Origin of the sequence: Streptomyces sp. NPDC051976 (assembly GCF_040680795.1) — a bacterium.
Taxonomy (GTDB): domain Bacteria; phylum Actinomycetota; class Actinomycetes; order Streptomycetales; family Streptomycetaceae; genus Actinacidiphila.
The window spans coordinates 15,599-37,761 of sequence record NZ_JBFAXL010000040.1; the positions used below are offsets into that span (position 1 = coordinate 15,599).

10 protein-coding genes and 2 pseudogenes are annotated in these 22,163 nt (G+C 67.4%); 8 read left to right on the top strand and 4 right to left on the bottom strand.

What is annotated here, in order from left to right; translation table 11 throughout:
* Positions 1 to 476 precede the first annotated feature (476 nt).
* The gene (locus AB0M29_RS31120) at positions 477 to 5,078 is read right to left on the bottom strand and encodes an AAA family ATPase (RefSeq protein WP_365388699.1); all 4,602 of its coding nucleotides are present in this window, start codon (positions 5,076 to 5,078) and stop codon (positions 477 to 479) included.
* The gene (locus AB0M29_RS31125; RefSeq protein ID WP_365388701.1) at positions 5,075 to 5,743 is read right to left on the bottom strand and encodes a hypothetical protein; all 669 of its coding nucleotides are present in this window, start codon (positions 5,741 to 5,743) and stop codon (positions 5,075 to 5,077) included. Before AB0M29_RS31125 ends, AB0M29_RS31120 begins: the two co-directional genes overlap by 4 nt.
* A gap of 992 nt (positions 5,744 to 6,735) precedes the next feature.
* Here AB0M29_RS31125 and AB0M29_RS31130 point away from each other — a divergent pair.
* From AB0M29_RS31130 to AB0M29_RS31145, 4 genes and pseudogenes are all read left to right on the top strand, one after another.
* Positions 6,736 to 7,089: a hypothetical protein gene (locus AB0M29_RS31130; protein ID WP_365388703.1), complete on the top strand. Its 354-nt coding sequence runs from the start codon at positions 6,736 to 6,738 to the stop codon at positions 7,087 to 7,089.
* Positions 7,090 to 7,097: 8 nt separating this feature from the next.
* Positions 7,098 to 7,730, top strand: a pseudogene (locus AB0M29_RS31135) (caspase family protein); the annotation flags it as partial.
* 126 nt (positions 7,731 to 7,856) lie between these two features.
* A complete protein-coding gene (locus AB0M29_RS31140; protein ID WP_365388795.1) occupies positions 7,857 to 9,410 on the top strand; it encodes a diguanylate cyclase in 1,554 nt (517 codons plus the stop codon).
* A 658-nt stretch (positions 9,411 to 10,068) separates the two neighbouring features.
* The gene (locus AB0M29_RS31145) at positions 10,069 to 10,983 is read left to right on the top strand and encodes a hypothetical protein (protein WP_365388704.1); all 915 of its coding nucleotides are present in this window, start codon (positions 10,069 to 10,071) and stop codon (positions 10,981 to 10,983) included.
* A gap of 1,584 nt (positions 10,984 to 12,567) precedes the next feature.
* Here AB0M29_RS31145 and AB0M29_RS31150 read toward each other — a convergent pair.
* A complete protein-coding gene (locus AB0M29_RS31150; protein ID WP_365388706.1) occupies positions 12,568 to 15,723 on the bottom strand; it encodes a BTAD domain-containing putative transcriptional regulator in 3,156 nt (1,051 codons plus the stop codon).
* Positions 15,724 to 15,973: 250 nt separating this feature from the next.
* On the opposite strand from AB0M29_RS31150, the gene AB0M29_RS31155 reads away from it, so the two are divergent.
* Entirely contained in the window at positions 15,974 to 18,064 is a 2,091-nt protein-coding gene (locus AB0M29_RS31155) for a tetratricopeptide repeat protein (protein ID WP_365388708.1), read from the top strand.
* Between the two features lie 483 nt (positions 18,065 to 18,547).
* Here AB0M29_RS31155 and AB0M29_RS31160 read toward each other — a convergent pair whose 3' ends face one another.
* Positions 18,548 to 19,750: a hypothetical protein gene (locus tag AB0M29_RS31160; RefSeq protein ID WP_365388709.1), complete on the bottom strand. Its 1,203-nt coding sequence runs from the start codon at positions 19,748 to 19,750 to the stop codon at positions 18,548 to 18,550.
* Between the two features lie 482 nt (positions 19,751 to 20,232).
* Here AB0M29_RS31160 and AB0M29_RS31165 point away from each other — a divergent pair, with 482 nt between their 5' ends.
* The 3 genes and pseudogenes from AB0M29_RS31165 to AB0M29_RS31175 form a co-directional block, all read left to right on the top strand.
* Complete coding sequence (locus AB0M29_RS31165; protein ID WP_365388711.1) at positions 20,233 to 20,907, top strand: hypothetical protein; 675 nt, start codon at positions 20,233 to 20,235, stop codon at positions 20,905 to 20,907.
* A gap of 15 nt (positions 20,908 to 20,922) precedes the next feature.
* A complete protein-coding gene (locus AB0M29_RS31170) occupies positions 20,923 to 21,135 on the top strand; it encodes a ricin-type beta-trefoil lectin domain protein (RefSeq protein ID WP_365388713.1) in 213 nt (70 codons plus the stop codon).
* 160 nt (positions 21,136 to 21,295) lie between these two features.
* A pseudogene (locus AB0M29_RS31175) lies at positions 21,296 to 22,068 on the top strand (transposase); the annotation flags it as partial.
* Positions 22,069 to 22,163: the final 95 nt, after the last annotated feature.

Consider the following 22,163-nt stretch of genomic DNA (forward strand, 5'->3'; position numbering starts at 1 on the left):
GCTGCGGGACCAACTCGCGCTGGCGCCAGCCAGATCACGGCCCAGGATCGAACCGCAGCGAAGAGCGCGAGGGCCGGACTGACCACGGACCTCGCCGGCCTGGCGACCGCCGCCGTGCCACTGCTGAGGCCCCCGAACGTCAGTATCCGCGCGACCACCTTCGGTAATCAAAGCAGTCATCCGAGGAGGGAGGCCGCCGGAGCACCCGGCCTGAGCACGGCGCTGGAGCAGTTCGGCGCGGCGGTCAGCGCGGTGCTGCCCTCATGGCAGCGGAGGAGAAGCCGCGAAACCGCCTGCGCGTCTGAGGCGTGGTTGTTGCTGCCGCTGTTCGTCTTGGGCGCGTCCGTTGACAGGTAGTCCCTGAACCGACCGCTCCGGTGTTGTGGACGGCCCCGTAACAATCGCCCAGCCGGAACTGCCGGAGCGGAAGCGCGAGCTGCTGCCAGGCAAGGCTGTTTGAGGGAAATGCGCATGCCTCACAGGTGCACGGTGACTGCGGCCAGACCTCTGAGGCTGCCGAAGGCGATGAGCGGCGCCGTGGTATCGGACGGGGAGCGCGGCGGGAAGACGGCCAATGATGTCACGGGTGCTGCGGTAACCAGGCGCAGCACTTCCTCTCCCGTCTCATGGTGCCAGAGCCGAATGGTGGTGTCGTCGGAGGACGCTGTTACCAATAGTGGGTGTGCCAGTTCCCGGGTGTTGAGGGTAGCGATGGCCGTGACGCGGCCGCGATGTCCTGTCAGCGGCGGGTACGCCTCGCGCCGGGGGGCCTGCGGGTCCCACAGTCGCACCGTACCGTCGGCGCCGCCGGTGGCCAGCAGGGGTTCCTCGCCTGGGGAAGGGGTGAAGCAGGCCAGTGTCGTGATGCCCTTGATGCGTTGGGGCAGCCTCGTGTGCGGATCGTACCCAGGGCGTTGGAGCCGGACAGCATGCGTTGCCACGGCTAGCAGCGGCCCGTGGGACTGCGGCAGTACCGCAAGAGCCCGCACGGGTCCGTCGGCATACCCGTCGGCAGGGACAGCAAGCGTGGCATCGCGCCGGTTACCGAACGCCCTGTAAGCCACCAGCGAGCTGCTGAATCCCGCTACCAGGACGGTTTGTTCAGGATCGGCGTGAGATATAAACGCCAGGGCGCGTGCTCGTCCGCTGCGCCACTCACGTCCGGGTAGCTCCTGCGTCCGACCGTCCTGGGAAACCTTCAGCACGCGGCCGTCGCTGTATCCGACGATGACGGGGACGTCGGGTGTGGGCCATGTCGGGGGAAGGGCCAGCGCTGTCACCTGCGTGCCATGGTTGTCTGTTGCGTCGGTGAACGTGCGGAGGACCTCGCCTGTGCTTGCGGAACGTAGGTCGAGTTGTCCGTTGCTGCCCGCTGTGATCAGTGCGGGAGATTGGGAGGGTCCGGGCAGTACCGCCAGGTGCGACGTCGCGGGCACCGCCGACCGCATGCTGCTTTCACCTACCGCACGAGTGCGGCCATCCGCTCGATGATCTGCAGGGAAGTCGGCGGGGTTCCACAGTCGGACGGTGCGGTCAAACGATCCGGAGGCGACAATGGGCACCCATGCTGGCCCGTCAAAGACGGCCAGGCCGCGTACCCTCTTGGTGTGCTCTGCGGGCAGCTGATACTCCAGGCCACCGTCGCGGGCATCCCAGACTTTGATGGATCCGTCGCGGCTGCTTCCGGTGACGAGCAGGGTTTGGTCGTTCCTCCCCTGGTAGCTGGTGATGGCGGCGGCCGGTTCACGGATGGGCCTGGCACTGTCTACTTCGGTGCACGTGAGAGGGTCCCAGATCCGCACGCGGGCGAGGGAACGAGAAGCGGTCACCAGTCGGACTTCGCCATCGTGGTGGGTGAAGGCGTGAAGGGCGGATACGCCCCGGCCCTGGCCGTGTAGAACGCCGATGGGCTGGAGTGTCTCGGCGTCCAGCAGCTGCACGTAATTGCTCTCCCGGCCCACAGCGAGCAGGGTGCGACCGTCGGGCAGGGGGATCGCCGCCAGTGCATTGACTACTGGGTCCCGGCGCTGCATGCCACTGGAATGCCGTGGGCTTGACGTCTCGTCCCCTGCCCATTCCCCGCAAACTTCATGAGTGCGGGGGTCGAATACCAGCAAGGCCGAGGACGTGCCGACGGCGAGGCGTGCTGAGCCATCGGGAGCTGTGAAGCCGGCCAAGGCCCGTACCCCGTCGCCCAGTTCACGACCAGTGGCACCCGTCTGGGGATCGCAGAGCCACAAGCCCGCGTCGCTGCCCACGGCGAGGACGGGATCGGTCCCCCAACCGATAGCGGTCGCGGTCATCGCGCGCAGATGACGGCCCAGCCCTGAGAAGGGAAGTCCGAACTGGGTTCCCGCAACCGGGTCCCACATGGTGACCGTCCCCCCAGCGTCTCCCGCCGCCAAGGCGACAGCTCCATCTGAGGTATGGAAGGCAACCAGCTGGTAGATGTCGCTGGTGGTGCTGCCCAGGATGTTCGCAGGCAAGTCGAGCAGGTTCCATAGCGGCTCCAAGCCCGATGGTCGACTCACCGCCTGGCCGGGAGGGGGCGAAGCACTGCCGCGGGTTTGTGCCAGAGCTAGGCTGTCGGAGCGTGTTGAGGGCGGCGCATCGGCGAAGAAGGGTTCGATACGGGCCCATGCGGCGAGCCGCTGCCGGCCAGCGGTGAGGTCGGGCGGCAGCCCGAGGCGGCTACGGACATCACCTCGGGCTTCGAAGGGCAGGAACGACGCAGGAATGTGCCTATCGTCCAGCACGCCCCCGATGGCAGCGTGGGCGATCAGATGACGGCGGAGGTAGGGGTGGGGGGTCCGGTCGGGTGCGTCCTCCAGCAGCGCGGCGAATGCTCTGGCCAGCGCAGCATGGACACCCTTGACGTCGCTCTCGTCCGGGCCCGGTTCAGCCGGGCGGCCAAACAAGAAGATGGAGTCATCAGAGTCGTATGTCTCGTACGCCTCGTAGATGTCATCCTCGGCGTCGTCGGCCTGCGCCGACATAAGGACCTCAGGCTCCGCTCGCAAGGCCTCGCTGATGCGCTCGTGGACGGGGCGATAGACAGTCCTGCCGTCTTCGACGGCAGTGGTGAGGTAGCCGATCAGTCTGCTGTCGCGCACGTAGCCGATCAGCGCCTCACCATCGATGTCGCCGCGTGCAGCGCCGCCCGCGGTCATGGCCACAGCGCGCACGGCTGCAGGCCACACCTCGCCCCAGGCAAGTCCCGCGCCTTGCGCGAAGGCGGTCGCCCGCAGTACGGCAAGCAGGTCCTCGACGCGCTGCGCGGTGTGCTCGGCGACATCGAGCAGATCCTGCCGCAAGAGCTCCTGAGCGCCCTGCCGAAGCCGCCGCCGCCACACGTGCCCACCGGAGTCCGGGAGGAAGTACTGGCTGTGCAGTTGCTGAACGGCAAGGCGTGCCTCAAGGAAGGACGGCGACACTTCCTCAGCCACGACCGCCGCGATGCGCCTGACGTCGGCATCGCTCCGGCTCAGGAGACGTGTGCCGCCGTCAGGTTCGGCGCGCAGCAGCGCAGCGGCGTAGGCGGCGACATCTTGACGGGCTGTGCTGTCGTCAGTGCGCAGCAGCGGGCCAGCATTTGTGGCACGCTGCAGCAAGGACACGAGGCTGTTGTCCGCGGCCTCGGGCGAGTTACTGGTGTCCTCGCGGTCGAGGGAGCTGCGGATGCCCAGAACGAGTCGCACCGCTCGCCCGCCATCAGTTCGCAGATCAGCCAGCGGCCGTAGGACGTCGGTAATGATCCGCCGGGGGGTTCTGGCTTCGTCGATCCCGTCCACAACCAGCATGAGCGGTCGCGACAAACGGCGGGCGATCTCGAGTGCCTCAGCCCGCAGCATTGGGATGATGTCCAGGCCGGGGGCAGCGGTGGCGCCGGTGAGGGCTTCGTACAGAGCAGCGGACAGCTCCTGGGAATCGGTGTTGCGCGCGAGGACCGCCGCGTCGACCGCGGCCTGCGGGACTTGCAGTTCCTGCGGTATGCGCTCCAGGACGGGTCGGTAGACTTCGTCGGCGCAGAAACGCGGATCACTGAGGGTGACCAGCCGGGCGAGGAGAGCGGATTTACCTGACCCAGCCTGCCCGGTGACGATCAGCGCGCCGCCGTCTCCGTTGAGGAAGCCGATCATGCGCCGGATGAGGTCGGCGCGGCCGGTGAAGTACCAACCCGTGTCCTGCGGCGACATCTGACCGGTGGCCCGAGCAACCCAGTGTCCGTCAAAGTCGGCCCGGCTCCATCCGACCTGGGCCCGGGCGTCCTCGACCAGAGGCGTGTCCCGGTAGCCCGGGTTGGGCAGGCATGGGCTCGGTTCCTGATCGGCCTGGTACTGAGTCAGGGAGTGGTCAGGCCAAATCCGTTGGGCATTGGCCATGGTGCTGCTGTCCCATACCCTCCCCGCGATGGCAAGCCACTCCTCCCAGTTCAGGTGAGGACGGGCAAAGCCGTTGGCCTCATCCTCGCAGTGGGCGCGAATGGCGGCTAGCAACGATGCGAACGCGCCAACGCGCGGCCTGCTCTCATCGTGGCCTGCGGTGAGTACGACCAGCGACAGCAACGCCCGGCGCTCGGGCCCCAATGCCTTGAGGCTCTTCCCCAGTTCCTGCTTGAGCAGTCCGGAGAAGCACGAGTCAACCATGACCAGGACGTGCCCGGCTCGGGAGTCCAGTGCTGTGACGATGACCTCCGCCGTCGGGAACGCGGTGCCCAAAGGCCGATCCTCGTCGGTGTCCGTCAGCCGCAGGAAGTGCTGGCCCGAACCAGGGTCAAGGCCGTGGCCGGTGATATAGATGACCAGCGCCTCATCGTCGCACGCCTCGGCAAGGTCCTCGTCGATCAGGAAGGTCCGCAGGTCGTGGACGCTGCGCAGGGGCTTGGGCGCAGCACAGACGGCGAAGCGCCGCTCGCCTTCCAGATCTGCGCCCGCCCACCAGTCCTCGACTACGGCGACCTGGGCGGCAATGCCGTCACGAAACCTCGCCTGGTCCTTGGCCGTGCCATCCTCGTAGTCGCCGACGGCGATCAGCACCAGCCGGCGCGTGCACGTCACCGGCGCGCGGTAGTCGTTCATATCCAGCAGTTGGTAGCCGCACGGGCCACCGGCACGGTCCGCAGGTACTTCAGGGCACTGTGCGGGTCGAAGTTGCCGGTGTCCACCTCGATGTCAGTGATGTTGCGTGCCGTCAGGGAAAGTCCTGCGGCCCCGGTGACGATGTCGTCCGGATCGAAGATGTTGATCCACCGGATCCCGGCTGGCATCGCGAGCAGTTCCCGGTCGGGAATGCCCATGGCCCGCCGTATGGCGGCGATGCCGAGGGGTGATCCGCAGGTGACGAAGGTGTGAATCGAGTTGCCAGCCGAAGTACTTTCGCTCAGCTCCCCCCGCAGCAGGTCGTAGGCGATCACGCTCCCCAGGGAGTGGCCGATAACGACGGAGGTCGTGTCGGTGAACGCGCCGCCCACCACCTTGCGCACCTCGGCGGCGAGGCCCGGCTCCCTGAGGTAGTAGCGCACCTCGCGCAGGAACGTGACGAGCTTGCTACCAACTCCCTGCGGCGAACGCCGGTCGTAGGCGACAACGCGTCGGGTGACGCTGACGGGCCACAGCTTCGGGGGGCCGAGCGTCGAGAGGTCCAATTGCTGTGCGTAGGCGAGGTCTTCGGGTCGCAGGAGTTCGTCCATGGCCTCCACGACGAAGGCTTCCTCATCCGCGTCGAACGGCACGGCGTCGTCCAATGGCCGATCGACGGGCCCCAGCCGATTCACCCCACGCGATAGCAGCCGAGACCAGTGCGGCACCGAAAGGACGGGAGCCATAATGGGGGGGCCCGCCCCTGGACTGGCTGTCTTCCTCAACGCATCGACGCCGCGGGCAAGTGCCCTGTCCCAATCTCTGTGCAGTCTCGCTTGCGAGACATTGCCCTGCTTGATGCCGTGCACACCGACGACGTACTGCTGATCCACGTACCGTCCCCACCCGATCGGCCCTATGCCCGCCGCCCATAGGTCCCTCCCCATCTGCGGCGCGACAACCACGATAGAGCCAGCTGCCCTGCCCCACCCGCAGGATCCGCACAACCGACTGACAGTGCTCCTGGGCTCGCTGAACGCGGACCGTTGCCTCGCATGTTACGGTCGCGGACCGTTGGCCGACTCCCTGATCACTCGACCACCCAAGCGAGCCGTCGGCTATCACAGTGTCGTGCGCGAGTCAGCCGGCAACGTCCCCGCAGCGCTCCCCGACGCACCCGCCGCATCACTCCGCTGGGCCCTGGGACACGACAGGGTTTCACCACAACACCGGCCCTATCCACCTGGTCCGGCCGCGACCCGTACGAATGGGACGAGGAGTACGAAGACTGCGGCTGAACCTCACCCCCAGGACCGCCGAGGTCCTTCCGGCCTCGCGGAGCTGGCTCGCCGACGACGCCTGCGTCGACGCAATCGCCGCAGCGGCCTCATACGCCCATTGTGCGTGCTCAAGCGCACAGCGCGGCCCGGTCGATGGCCGTGCACTCGGTGGTCATCAACTAGCCGCTCCGAACAGCACGTCCGGTGATTCGGACCATCAGCCGAGTGCGGGGCGGGCACTGTGCGAGCCGCAGCCTGCCGCGTTTCTTCGGCGTGATGGACCAGCCTGGCGGCTCCTCTCCGACGCGGACCGGTTCCCGCGCGTGCGCGGCGCGAACTCGTTAGAGTGACACCGAGGAATCCGGACCGGGGGAAGCATGCAATTAACGCTCGGCGTCAGCGGTACAGCCGCTGAGGAGGAAGCACGATCGCTCAGTGAGTGGCTGCGGGCCGACCGCGCTATCCTGCGAAGTGCCCGTATAGAACTGTCCGCCGCTCATCCGCCTGAGCAGGGGGCGCAGGGCTCCGCTGTCGACATCGTCTCCCTGGTCCTCGGCAGCGGTTTCAGCGCCGCCTCTCTGGCCGTGGCGGTCGTCCAATGGCGCTTGACCCGCCCCAACCGGCCGTCAGTGACGGTGCAGCGGCCGGACGGAGTGAAGGTGACGATCTCCGACGCGTCGCCAGAAGAGGTACGACAACTGGTGCAACACCTGTTGGACCAGCAGCCGTAGCGGCCGTCATGACAGGACTTCCGTCGCCTGCGGCATCCCGTGCGGTGCTGGTCGGGGCAAGCAGGTTCGACAGTCTGGACGACCTGCCTTCAGTGGCCAACAACCTGTCCACGCTCACGGACTTGCTGACGGGCAGCCTGTGGGACCTGCCTCCGGGGCACTGCAGGCAGCTGCTGGATCCGATCTCGCCACGCGTTGCGTCACAGGAGATCCGGCAGGCAGCGGAAGAGGCGACGGACACCCTGCTCGTCTACTACGCCGGCCACGGCCTTCTCGACAACAAGGGGTTTCTGCACCTGGCTGTGCAGGACAGTGATCAACGCTCCGTCTACGACACCGCCGTCCCCTACGACTGGGTACGGCGTGCAGTCGAGTCGAGCCCCGCCGCTCGGCGGATCATCGTGCTCGACTGCTGTTACAGCGCCCGTGCCATGGGAACGCAATCCTCGAGCATCGTCGATCTGGCCGAGGTCGAAGGGACGTACGTCCTGGCCGCAGCCGCCGAAACCGCGGTGGCACTGGCTCCTCCCGGCGAGCCCTACACCGCCTTCACCGGCGCATTGGTGAAACTGCTCCAGGACGGAGTCCCCGACGCCGCCGAAATGCTCGACTTGGAGACCGTCTATCTCAACGTCCAGTCCCTGCTCAGGCGGCAGGGCCGACCTGACCCGCAGAGTCTGGACCGCAACCAGGTCGGCAGGACGGCCTTCACCCGCAACCCGGCATACCGAGCCCCGACCGACGCGGGAGGCTCGGCTCAGAGGGTAGTGAACGACCTCCACAGGGCACACAACCTCGCCGAGGCGTCGCAAGCCATCGCCGAGGGCGCCCTCCATCTGGGGGCGCTGTCGTGTCAGCTTCATCTGGTCCGGCCGGACGGCGATCTCGTTGTCGCCGCCGTCGCCGGCCCGACCAACCCCGTGACCATCGACCCCGGCGAGGTAAGCCCGCGCTCTGCCTGGGAGGAGTGCCTGGCCGCCAGCGAACCATTCGGCCTATTGCTGCGACCGATTGATCCAGGCGAAACGCTGCCACAGAGGGATATCCGTGCCGACAACCCCGCCCAGAAACTTCCCATGCCGGCGAACTGTGTGCTGGCTCCCCTGAACCCTCCCGGCGAACCCTTGAACCTTCCCGGCCATCTGCTGGCGGGGGTCCTGTGCCTAGGCCTGCCTCCATACGGCCCTGCCCTCGGGGCGAAGGAGCGGGAGAACCTGGAGGCCTACGCTCTCCATGCCGCGATCGCGATCCACCACACCCGGCTGCGCGCCAACATGCAGCACGCCCTGGTCCGCCTGGAACGCGACCAATCGACGCTACGGGCCAGCGAGGAGAGCTTCCGGCAGGCGTTCGACTACGCGCCCAGCGGCATGGCCATCGCCGAGATGGGCGGCGACCAGCACGGCAAGCTGCTGCGCGCCAACGACGCGCTCTGCCGCCTGCTGGGCAGATCCGCCTCCACGATGCGCCGCTACTCCTTCTCCGACCTGGTCCACCCCGAGCACATCGGACTGCTGCTGCGCACCTCCGCCGAGGGCGGCCGCGCGGAACTGCGACTCGCCCGCAGGGACGGCACCTACGTGTGGACCTCGCTGCGCAACTCCGTCGTCGCCGACAACCCCGACGGGCCGCGCTACCTGCTCACCCACGTCGAGGACATCGAGGAGCGCAAGAACCGCGAGTTGCAGCTCGCCCACCGCGCCAGCCACGATCCGCTCACCGGCCTGCCCAACAGCACCGAGCTGCGCGCCCGGCTCTCCGCCCGGCTGTGCGCCCGCCCCCAGGACCGCGACGCCGCGCTCGCCGCCGAGGCCGAAGGGCCCGACGAGTTCGCCTTCAGCTACGGCTACGGCCCCGAGGAACTGGCCTCGCCGCTCGACGCCATCGGCTACGACACCCATGTCCACACCGCCGCGCCCGAGGAGAACCACCCGGCGCGCCGGAAGGGGCTCGCCGTCATCATCCTGGGCCTAGACACCTTCAAGTCGATCAACGACCGGTTCGGCACACGGACCGGAGACGCCGCCCTCATCGAGGTCGCCCGCCGCCTCACCAGTGCCGTCCGCGACGGCGACACCGTCGCCCGGCTGCGGGGCGACGAATTCGCCGTCCTCGCCGACGGCCTCAGCCTCCGGCAAGCCCAGGACATGATGAAACACCTGCGCAATGCCGTCATCTCCCCAATCCGCTTCGAGGGCCGCGCCCTCCGGGTCGGGGTCAGCTTCGGCATCAGCTGGGCGAGCTGCGGCATCGGCGCCGACGAGATCCTCCGCACCACCACCGAGCAGATGTACGCCGCGAAGCGAGTCCGCAACCGCTGACACACCCGCCGACCGGGGCAGTTTCCCGGGTCAGGCTGCAGCAGGGCCCGCCTCTAGCGCTGGAGGCTATTGGGCGTGACCATCTCGAACGGAGACGTTCTGTTCCCGGGCACGCACGACGACTGCCCACCGGTCTCCCTGCGACTGCGAGGGCTCATCCCCGCAGGCGCGGGGAGCGGACTGATCGACCTGCAGTTTCGTCAAACGACAATGCTTGTTTCAGCAAGGATGCGAGAAACGGGCATGCCAGCAAGACGTCCCCGTTGGGCTCCGGTGTGCGCTTGCTGCCCGGCCGCCGTCATAGCGCTGGCACTCAGATGCCAGGAGCCGGGGTTGCACAACCGTGCCCTGTCGCGAAGTCGGGCTGGCACTCCGCACCGCTGGCTCACGACCAACGTCGCCTCGCGACCCGGACTTCGCCGGTAGTTCGGTAGGTGCAGAAGGTGAGGTTGCTGCTCCCCGCACCCGCGGGGGGCAGGCCCACGTAGAGCCGGGATACAGCACCGTTTGGCCGCGTTCCACGCCGCGCAAGCGGCGGTGGTCCAGGCTAAATCCTACGCACCGCGGTGCGCCCCGAGTCGTCCCACGCGAGCGGGGGTTGGTCCCCCGCAGCCCGGTCCCATGACGGCGTACGGCCTGTTGGTGAAGAATCGGGGGTATGACCGTGCCGGCGTTTCCCGCTCTCCTGGAACTCGACGCCGTGCTGGAGCGACTCCAAGTGAGCCGGTCTCGCAGGTTCCAGTTCGGCATGGTTCGCTCCGAACTAGCCCAAGCCCTGGACAACGGCGCATTGCCAGCCGGCTCCGAAACGTCCCTGCACGGTCTCCTGCAGCCGGAGGTCCTCGACTCCTACGTCACACTCGCGGCCAGCGGAGCCCTGCGCGCACGGATGGTCGACGGACACCGCCCCCACACCTCCCTCGCAACGAACGCAGCACGGCTGTCCTGCCTGGAAGCCCTGCGCCAGGCCAAAGGAGTCCACTCCCCGGCCACGAACGGCACGATCACCGTCGAAGCCCGTGCGATACCGCACGCCGGAACGGTCGCCGCGCTGCGCAAACAGGTCACTGACCAGTGCGGGCGGGTACGAAGTGCCGGGCATGCCCGGTTCAACGCACTGATCGCCCTCGTCCTCGACACGGCAGCCCGGGCCGGTGAACTCCACCAGTGCCGCATCACCGACCTCGACCTACACCGCCGGACACTTCGCCTGGTCCGCCAGCCCCAGCACGGCAGCGCCACCCCAGCCACGCCTGAGCACGCCCCCCTCACGGCGATGTCGCTGGCGGCCCTGGCCGACTGGCTCCCGGTCCGCGAGCAACTGCTGCAGAACGCGCACGGCACCAGCCGACTATGGGTCTCGCTGCGCCCCAACCACTCCGGCCAACCCACCACCGACAGCCCCGGCTTCGCCCGGCCAGCCGGGATGCCACTAGAACTACGCGGACTGCTCCGCAGCTACGCCGACGGACGCCACCGCTACGACCCCGCCCACCTCCTCCCACCCAAACTCGAACAACTCCGCCGCGCCGTCACCGCCCTCCAACAACAGGACACACTAGCTAATATGTGACCGATTTAACATATATTGATCTACCGAATGCGCTCTTCTGACGCCCCCCCGCAGCTGAGGTTCTCTTGGGTGCTTCTCCCACAAGCCGTCCATGGGCCTCTTATTTGACCGCCAGATCGGTCGATCACCACCTGGTGTGCGACCGGATCTTGCACCGGGCGTCCGCCGGGGGGCCTGGCAGGGCGCGGTTGCTACGTCCCGTTCTCCTCCCGCGGGTCATTCCGCGGTTGCGCATCCGCAGTTGACGGGCCGTTGAAGGTCAGACCTGATATGTCCCGGGTCTGGATCACAGGACCATGGAAGGTCCCTCCGCTGACGCTGTTGTGCACTGCCCCCCACTCTGCGGTCAGCGGAGCAATCCGCTGGCCCCACTGAGCAAGGTCGACCCCAAAAGCAGGGTCAGAACGCGCCCGCTGTGTAAGCGCCGCGCTGAGAGCTTCCGCAGCAGCCTGGTCGCCAGGAGCGTCGGCCAAGCGGAGCAGCTCCGACTCGCCGCCGCCTGACGGTCCAGAATGATCGACTCCTGTACGATTGCGAGGGCGCCGCACGAGAGCGATGAGAGCCGCCCATGCCTCCCGGCCCAACTCCCCGCCTGCACCGCCGGCCAAGGCCGCCAGTGCCTCCATGGAAACCGGATCCACAGCGCTCCCGATGCCGAAACAGGATCTGCCAACAACCTGGTGATTGCCGCCGCCTAATACACCACTCGGCGCAGACATGCACCACCTGGCAGGAGCAGATCAGGCCAACGTGGGACGCCGGACAGATCACGGTCCACAAACGCGGCATGGTCGGGCTGCCCTTGCTGGGCCATCCAACTCGGCCAGGTAGGCGTTGGCTTCGGCTTCCAGCGCGGCGGCCAGCATCCGACCAGCCCCCACCGACGATCTCGTCGATGAGCGCGGCATCGTTGTCGGTGATCCCGTCGGCGTTGACTACGGTGAGCACGGGCGCACCTTCCCGACCGACGCGGAAACGATCGGCCCACTCGATGACCTTCAATCGATCACCCGGAAGGTGCGCCCCCCTGGCTGTGATCCACAGCTTTCGAGGATTGCTCGCCAGCGGGACGCTGGTGCGTACGGCGTGCAGCCCTCAGCGGAGGTGAGTCTGATGGCAGCAGCGCGGCCAGCCGCCACCAGAATCGAAAAAGACAAAGTTAGTAGTGTTCGACCAAATAGGATTCTCGCTGGCACCTCGTGCCGCGCTCGCAGACCGCCAGCCGCAATGGCAGTTTGAATCGGCGATCCTAGATGGAGACCGTACCCCCCGTCTCACGGACAGGCGTAAGCAACATGATGCAGTGCGCGGGGATCATGAACGCGCCCCCGCTGTCAGTAGTTGCGGATATCCCTGCCACGACAGCCACACCCGTGGACATGACATTCTCAGGCGGGGTTGCCGCCTGCACAACTGGGCCGATTGCGAGCACGCAGACGGCAAAGACGCCCACCATAACAGGGCGGCGTAGCAGTAGTAGGCCACGAAGGTTCACCCTCAAGATCCTACTGACCTAACGATCTTCTCCCAAATTCACTTGCCCTCACCATCGGGACCGGGTACCGCCCGGCACCCTGGAGCCTATCAGCCCGAGGTATTTTGGATGTCTTTCGCGCATATGCGCAGCTTTTCCTTGACTGTTGCCCTCTCGTCCGGATCGAGCCGCATCAGGCTAGCGTGCGCTGCGTTCGGCAGCGTGGTGAGGTCGCCTCGGGTCGTGATGGTGGCCTGCAGGGTCAGCAGGGCGGTTTGGGCGGCGATGACTCGCTCGACATCGTGGGCGCGCGCTGCTGCATCCGTCGCCGATACCCAGTGCTGGGCTGCTAGTTCGAGGGAGTCGCGTGTTCGGTGATAGTAGCCGAGCCTGAGGTGGGCCTCCGCGACGAGGGGCAGGGCACCGATGCGGTTGGCGAACTGCAGGCCCTCGGTCTGGCAACGTATGGCTTCCTCAGGGTCACCGAGTTTGTGGCGGGCCTCGCCCAGGCCGATGAGCGTTTGGGCGCAACTCTTGTCGTCGTTGAGTGACGTGAATTCCAGGAGTGACTGGTCATACAGTGTCAGTGCGCCTGCCGGGTTTCCCATTGCGGTGAGGGTGTCTGCGAGGCCTGAGCGGGCTGTCGCCTGGTCGAAGCGGTTGCCCACCTCGGTGAGGAACGCGAGCGAGTCCTCGAATGACTGCTTGGCCGCATGGAGTTCTCCCTTCCTCAGATACATGTCCCCCATATTGTTGAGAATCCGCGCGGACGACAGTTCGTCGCCAGTGGCCGCGAATCCTGCCAGCGCGGCTTGGAAGTCCCTCATGGCCTCGTCGGGACGCTGACGAAAAAGGTTAACGACGGCAATGTTGTTGGTCACCCTCGCCTGATTCCAGTAGTCCTTGTTTTCTTGGTGGATCAGCAGGCAGCCGCGGAATGCAGCGAGTGCGTTGTGGTGCTCCCCCAGGTGCCACCGTCGCATTCCCTCAACGCGCAGTGCCTCGGCTTCAATGTGCCGCCGGTGGGCCGAGCGCGAGTAGGCCAGGACGTGCTGAAGGTTGGCCGCGGCTTCGGTGTATGCGCCGGTGCTCGACTGAACGGCGCTGAGGGCCAGTTGGGCAAGGCCTGGGAAGTCAGGGTCTTGCGGGGGGCTGTGATGCAAGTGGGCAGTGATGCGCTGCAGGAGGGTTTCTGCTTCTTGCCAGTGGCAGTCTGCTTCGAGGAATCCTGTCAGGTTGTAGGCAAGTTGTGCCGCCAGCTCGGTGTCGCGGGCGGTGTGCGCATGGTCGATGGCGGCCAGGAGGTTGTCGCGTTCGGCCTGGAGCCACGCCTTTGCCTGTGCCGGGTCGATGAACGGCTCGTGCGGCGGTTGCTGGACAGGCGGGGCGGGGCGCAGGCGGTGGGGGTAGGCGCAACGGTCGGCGGCGGCCGCGGTGCGGTGGTAGTAGACCATCATGCGGTGCAGGGCATGGCTGCTGTCGTGGTCTGCGGCCGCCAGTGATCGGGCGTACTCGCGCAACAGGTCGTGATAGCGAAAGCGGTCTGCCGTAGGTTCGGTGATCAGGTGGTACGACAGAAGTTCCTCGAGGACCTGTTCGGTGTCGGGGCCGGGCAGGTCGAGCATGGCCGCGGCAGCCGCTGCGGTGAAGTCACCACCGGGGTGCAGGCTCAGTACGCGGAAGGCGCGGCGCTGCTGGGGGGCGAGTGCTCGGTAGGACAGATCGAATGCCCGCTGGACGCTCTTGTCGGCGGTGTGCAGTTCGGCCAGTCGTCCGGGCTCCCGGGACAGGCGGTCGGCCATGGTGGTCAAGGTCCACGACGTGTGTGCTTTGAAGCGGGTGGCGACCACTTCGATAGCCAGTGGCAGGCGGGCGACGAGGTGGACGATGGTGCGCACGGCTCTGATGTCCGCCGTGCGCTGGTGTCCGGCGAAGCTGCGGAATAGCGCGATGGCGTCAGGTGTGGGCATCTGGTCGAGCGGGATGGTCCTAGCGTGCGGGATGCCGGCGAGGTGGCGCCGGCTGGTGATGATGACAAGGCACGACGCGCTGTCGGGCACCAAGGGAGAAATCTGGTTGGCGTGGGCGGCGTCGTCCAGGACGATCACTGCCCTGCGTCCGGTGAGCATGTGGCGCCACAGGGACGTCTGCTCATCGAGGTCGGTGGGAATCTGGTCGGCCGCGGCGCCCAGGAGGCGCAGGAGTGCTGCGAGGGCCTCGGTGGGAGTGAGCGGCGCTTGTCCGGCGGCGTGGGCTCGAAGGTTGAGGTAGAGCTGTGCGTCGGGATAGCGGGCGGCCAGGCGGTGGGCGGTGTGTACCGCCAGCGCGGTCTTCCCTACTCCGGCCATGCCGGTCACGGATTCCAGGGAGATGACGGACGCCGTCTCGCTGAAGGCCGATTCTTCGGTGAGGGCACGCAGTTCGCTGGTGCGTCCGACCAGCGGAGGCTGGTGCGGGAGATTCCTTGGTGTGATCACGGTGGTCACAGCGGTGACGGGGACGTTGTTGGCGGTGCGGATGTGCAGGAGATCCGCTGCGGGGGTGCGGGCGAGGATGCCCTGGTGGAGGCGGCTGATCTCGGTGCCCGGGCGGGTGCCGTATTCCACTGTCAGGGTTTGCCGTAGCCGCTGGTGGACGTGCAGTGCCTCGGTCGAGCGATTGCTGCCGTGGTAGGCGAGCATCAGCAGGCTCTGCACGGTCTCGTCGGTCGGCCGCTGGTCTGCCAGGCCCGACAGCTCGCTGATGACGTCGCTGAAGTTGCCCATGCGCATAGTGGCGGTGATCCGCAGCACGGCCGACCGCAACCGCTGCTCCAGCATGGCGTGGCGGGTACTGGCCGCCCACGCCCCGCCGAGCCCCGCCAGAGGCTCGCCGTGCCAGAGACTCTCAGCGTTCTGGAGAGTCTGCACCGTCGCCGCGTCGTTCTCGACGGGCCGCGAACGCATCAGCTGCTGGAACCGGTGCCAGTCGGTGCGCTCCTCAGCGCCGTGCAGGACATAGGTGTGGGCGCGACGGTCGATGATCGGCGCGTCAGGTTCCGCTTGGCGCAGGCGGCCGCGCAGCCGGGAGATATAGGAGTGGACGCTGTCACGCGCATGATCAGGCGGCGCGTCGTCCCATAAGCGGACGATCAGATTCTCGATCGATACCGGACGGCCGGCATCAACGGCGAGAGCGGCAAGGATAGTCCGCTCTTTGTCAGATCCGAGCTCCACAAGTTGTGCATTTATGCGCAACCGTACCGGGCCCAGTATGAGGATCTCCACCAGCGCCCCTCCCCGCTGGTCGGTCCAATTTCTTTGAGGATGACAGCACTTTCAGCCTCCTTGCCAGAGCTCCTCCTGAGGCTGGCTCAAAATGAGGCACGTCACACCATCGGTCGACGCCGCGACACATCCCAACCGCCAGCTCTGGGGTAGGACGAAAGGGGTTCGCGAGCGAAAACCACCGACTGGGGGCGGAAGAGTGGCGGAATCAGACCGGCGCCATGACAACATCATTTCCGGTGCTGCGCAGTTGCACGGCCCGACCATCCAGGCCCGCGACGTTCACGGCGGCGTCCATCTCCACACCGCTCCCCCACCATCTGCCCTGCCGCCTCCACGCCAACTGCTCGCGGTGCCGTCCTCGTTCGTCAACCGCACCCAGGATTTAGCCGCATTGGATGCGCTGCTGACGCAGGCCGCCGAGAACCAGTCAGCGCAGCCGCTGATCGTCGTCACCGGCCCCGCAGGTGTGGGGAAGACCAGCCTGGTGTCCAAGTGGCTGCGCGGGCTCGGCTCCCGCTTCCCCGGCGGGCACCTGTACGCCGACTTACGCGGGCACACACCCGACGGGCCCGCCCTGCCCTCCGAAGCACTAGGCCACTTCCTGCGCGGCCTGGGCGCCACCACCGTGCCCGTGGACCGAGCCGAGCAAACAGCGATGTGGCGCACCTACGCCGCCGGGCGGAAAGTCACCCTGATGCTCGACAACGCCTTCACCGCAGCGCAAGTGCGCCCGATGCTTCCCGGCGACCCGTCAAGTCTGGTGGTCATCACCAGCCGCCGCTCCCTCACCGGCCTCGTCATGGACGGAGGCCGCTTCCACCAAGTGCAGCCCCTCGACAGTGACGACAGCATCGCCCTCCTGGCCCATGCCATTGGACGCGACCGGATCTCCGCACAGCGCAGTTCGGCCAACGAAATCGTGACCCTCTGCGCAGGCCTACCGCTGGCAGTCGCGCTCGCCTCCGCCCGGCTCGCCGCCCGACCGGCCCAGCCCCTGCAGACCCTGGCCCGCGCGCTGGCCGACGACTCCCGCCGCCTGACCGCACTCGACATCGAAGGCGAGACCACGGTGAGCCACGCCCTCAACGCCTCCTACGACGTCCTGTCCGACCCGGCCAAGACCCTCTACCGCACACTCGGCCTGCTCCCGCTTCGGGTCTTCGACACCCACCGCGCCGCGGCGGTCTGCGCCCGTCCCCTGCCATGGGCGCAGCAATACCTGGACGAGCTGCGGGACGCCAACCTGCTGGAGGAGGCAGGGCCGACCACCGTACGGTTCCATGATCTCGTGCGCGTCCACGCCCGCGCACGCGCCGACAGCGACGACCCGCCCGCCTCACGCCAGGAGGCCCTCCGCAGGATGTGCGACTGGCATCTGCACACCGCCACCGCAGCCCAACAACGCATCACCCCAGTCCAATACACCCTGGACCGCACCTACGCCTACCCCCCGGATCTGCCGCTGCCGTTCGACGACGACACCAGTGCGCTGCGGTGGCTGGACGAACGGCGCGAAGACCTGATGGCCGTGCTGCGGTGCGCCGCTGACAACTCCTGGCACGACACGGCCTGGCAACTCGTCGACGCCATGTGGCCACTTTTCCTGCGACTTCGCCACTACGACCTGTGGATCACCGCCCACACCATCGGACTGCGCAGCGCCGAACACATCGCACAACCTTCAGCGCAGCGACAGATGCTCAACTCCGGCGCCATCGGTCTTGTCGCCGCCGGACAGCCCGCCGAAGCTGCACGATGGTACGCCCGGTCCCTCCAAGCTGCCCGGGACGCCGGCGACGCACGCGACGAAGGGCAAGCCCTCCACGGCCTGGGCACCTGCTACCAGCAGACCGGGGATCTCGCCCAGGCCGCCGGGTTTCTTTTGCAGGCCATCGACATCTGGCAGCGATGCCACTACCCCCGCGGCATCGCACTCTCCCGCATCGTGCTGGGCGAGATCGCCCTTGCCCAGCACCAACCGCACCAGGCCGAAGCCCAATTCGAACAAGCCCACCAAGCACTCGTGCGGGCCAACGACCCGCACGACGCCACCCGCGCCCTGGCCTTCCTCGGCAGCGCGCAAGCCTTGCAGGGCCGCTACCGGCAGGGTCGCGCCACCATGGAAGCGGCCCTGAGCGCGTTCACCGCCTCCGGCGCGACGCACTGGCAGGCACGTACCCTGGAAATGCTCGCCGACAGCGCCCAGGCGCACGGCGACACAGCCGACGCCTCCCGCTTCCGCGCGGCCGCCATCGCCTGCTACGCGGTCACCAGCCCCCGCGATGCCCGCAGGCTCAACCCCACACTGGAGGAAGGCCAGGAGGACCCGCCGCCCTGATGAATTCGGGGCGTCCCCCTCGCACCGGCGGACATGTATCCAGTGCCAGTTCGTCCAGCAAACCACCCGACGTAATCCAGCCGTGAACGCAGGAGACCACCGCCACGTCCTCCGGCCCCGCCGCAATACCAACTGGCGGACCACCCGTGCCGCATTGGGCCGCCCACCAGCCCCCGCTCACGGGGGTCGCAACCACCCGGCATGCCTCAAACTCCGCCGTGACCTGGCCCAGCCACCCGACAGCCTCATCCCACGACCGGGGTCGGTTCCCGTAGAGCACATCCGCACACTGCAGCAACCGCTCCCGGCGGCACTGGTCGACGTCCACCGCGAAATGCTCATCGACGACCTCACCCCAACCGCGCACACCGCTCGGGTAAGCCGAGACCTGACACCGCTGCGATCGCACAAACAGCGACGCCCGCAGCACAGGTGGCAGGCCAGGCGCATTCAGCGGGCGAACCTCAACGATCATCCACCCCATCACGCCGACACCCCATCCCAAGCCGCACCCCACGAAGCCAACGCAGGCGGCAAGGGCAACCGCAACGTGGCCGGCGGATGGGCAGGCTGCCCCACGCCTAGAATCCGGTACATCAGATGACGCATCCGGCCGGCGAACTCACCCGGATACGAGGTAATCCGCGCCGCGATCGCCTGGTAGTCCACGCGCCGGTACTGCGCAGCCGCGTACTCCAACTGCTCCACCACCCCGTGCATCGCCGACAACACCGGTGCAACCACGGAAAGATCCGCAGCCGGAGAGCCCGGGGCAACCTCTTGCCGCGGCGCGCCCGTCAGAACGATCGGCGCACCCGTCAGCGTCCCATACACGGTCACCGAACCGTGATCACCAAGGATCCAGTCCGCCGAGATGAGAACACTGCGCCAGTCCCCCTCCGGCGCGATCACATACATCCCCATCTGACGGCACCGCGCCAACCAGGCACGCACCTGCCGCACACCGTGCATCGCCCAGATGTTGGGGTGCAGCAGCACCGCGACCTTGAACTCACCCGGGAGCTCACGAGCCAGCCGGGGCATCAGCCACTCGAACTGCGCGAACAACGACTGCGGCCCCCACGTCGAGACAACCGCCACCAACTTCTCCCCCTCGGCGACCCCCAGCGCCCGCCGATACTCGGGCCGGCCGGAAAGGCTGGCTGTCATCCGGTCGAACACCGGATCCCCCACCACGTGCCCCACGGAACCCACCTCCGGACAACTGCGCTTCAGCGCGGCCAAGTCGTCGCTGTGGGCTAGCACCACGGCGGCCGGAGACTTCCCCCCGGGAGCCACGTCGCGGCGACGCAACCCGGCAACACCATCGTCCGCCGTCCCGATCACGCACTTGAGGAAATTGGCCCCATGCGGAAGAGTCACAATCGGCGCATCCAGCAACTCCACACCCCGGGGACCTGCAGCCAGCACCAGATCGAAACGGCTCCGTATGGCCTCGTCCCACGCGATCACCGTCGCACCCAGGCGCGCCAGGAACGCCGCAACCCCGTCCCCGAACACGTGAGGAGGCGCCGTGAAACTCACCTGGACACGAAAGTCGGACTCCAGCAACGCAATCACGTCCACGAGCCGCTTGCCGTAGGCAACCGTGTGCACCACGACGAGGATCTTCTTGCAGCCGAGTAACGTCTGCCACTCCCGCCGCTCAAGCGCAGGCGACGACATCCCGGCCTCCAACGGTGACATGCGAACCCCCGAATGATCTACCTCTGCCCATCGGAGCGGTTCCGCCCCGCAGACAGGTGTGTCCGGGATTCATGACAAAAGCCCTGCACCGGCCTTGCAGAAATCCTGCACGACCCAATTGGTCCGCCGCGGTGGATGAAGACCCATCACCAGCACAGAGCCTGCCTGCGTAGACACCTCGAGGACGACTTTGTGACGAAGGTTCCGGAGCCGGTGCCTGGCTGCGATGAAGGAGCTTTCCCCCGCCACCGCGCAGGCCGCGATCATCCTCGGCCAGGACGCCGCTCTGAGCGCCCAGCTCACCACGGCCGCCGCCGAACAGCCCGACTTCGCGCACTGCCACCGCTCCACGGCAGCAACTGCTCACGGCCGCCTCCGACTCCGCCGGCGCTGGCGTCATCGCTTCCTCGTACGACCCGGCCTCCACCAAGCGCAACGCCGAGAACATCGGTCTGGAACCGGTGTGGCCCTATGGACAGATCGGCGATGCCAGCGCCCGCTACGCCCTGGCCAAGCGCACCTACGCCAACCACCCGCACAGGGACATCAACGACTGGAACAACGACCCGCTGCAGGCCGTGCGCCTGGGCTTGGGCGGCGAGGTCGCTTCGACCCTCACCCCACTCATCGAGAAGCACCAGACGCTGCGCTCGGGACTGGCGACCTTCTTCGGCAACGAACCCTACGTCGAGCAGCAGGGCGTAACGGCGGCCGCGCTGAGCAAAGCACTGGTCCAGGACTACGACGGGGTACTGCGCATCGCCGCGGCACTCCCGCCGGGCTGGGACGCCAGCAGCACCGCATTCATCCACGGCGGCAGCAAGGTATCGGTGCAGGCGTACGGCGGCACGATCACCACTATGGGCATCACCGCCGGTTCCACCGGCGGCATCGCCGTAGGCAACCCCTGGCCCGCCCAGCAAGTCGAAGTGTCGACGGCGGTGACGAGAGCGCCGTCGTGGTACCCCCCACCAGCTCAGCCACATTCACAGTCCCCACGGTCAGCGGCGGAACCTACCTGGTTCACCCGGTGTCCGTGTCGGGTCTCCGCGGAGAGCTACTCTCAGGTGACAGGCAACGCCGCGTCCGCTCGCGCCGGACTCGAGCGGCCTGCCCGACACTGGCCCCCTGGTTAGCGCGGCCTCCGAACCGTGCATGGAAGACCCGGGAGGCAGCACCACCGCCGGCATCTGCGTCACCATCTGGGACTGCGGCGGCGCCGTGCCAATCAGAAATGGATCTACACCCCGTCGACGCAGAGCCTGCGTACCGCAGGACTGTGCCTGGACGCCGGTGGCGGCGGGAGCTCGGCCGGGACGCCGGTCATCTTGTGGACCTGCACCGGAGCCTCAACCCAGCGGTAGACGCACGCATCCCCCGGCAAAATCAGCGGCGCGGCCTCCGGTGGCCTGGACGTGACCGGTGGGGCCACCGCCAACGGCACAAACCACGGCACGCGCCGGTCGAGCGGGTGGACAAGACAATGGCGGAGCTTCCCACCAGGCTCCGACGAAGCCCCAGACCTTCGGCCCCGACGGCAAGGACACCGATCTGCCCGCCGAGCTGGACCGCCGCGAGAAGCGGCTCGCGAAGGTGCAGGCCGCCCGCGCGCAGATCGAAGCCGAGGCCGCCGACAAGGCCCGTCGCCACTCAGACGCCGCCAGGAACGTGCCGGGCCAGCAAAGAGCAGGCTGTCACCGACACCGGCCAGAAGGCTGCCGCCAAGGCCGGGCCCAAGCCGAAGGCTCAGGCCAACTTCACCGACTCCGACTCGCGGATCATGAAGAACAGCGACGGCGCCTCCATCCCGGCATACAACGCCCAAGCCGTCGTGGACGAAGAACACCAGGTCATCACCGCCGCAGTCCACACAGAACACCGGCTGCCACCCCAAGCAGGCGCTGGTCGACGCCGGGTACTGCTCCGAGACCAACCTTGAGGCCGCGAAGGAACGCCAACTGGTTTGCGGCAACGACACTTTCATGGCCACCGGCCGCCTCGGCCACGACGAACAGGTCCCGCCTGCACCCCGCGGACGCGTCCCCAAGGACGCCACGCTGAAGGGACGCATGGCCCGAAAGCTGCGGACCAAGCCCGGCAATGCCACCTACAGCCGCCGCAAGGCCATCGTCGAACCCGTCTTCGGTCAGATCATGACCTGCCAGAACGGCCGCCAGCTCCTGCTGCGGGGCCACGATGGCGCCCGCCGCGAATGGCAGCTACTGGCCGCCTGCCACAACCTCCTCAAGATCTTCCGACACACCGGGACCGCCGCTCTCGCCGCGGCGACCGGCTGACCAACCGGGCATACCACCGGACCACCTTGCCCCCACCGAGCCACGAACCAACAAGACGCGACGCTCCCGAGCACCCGGAGGCGAGAACCGGGCGA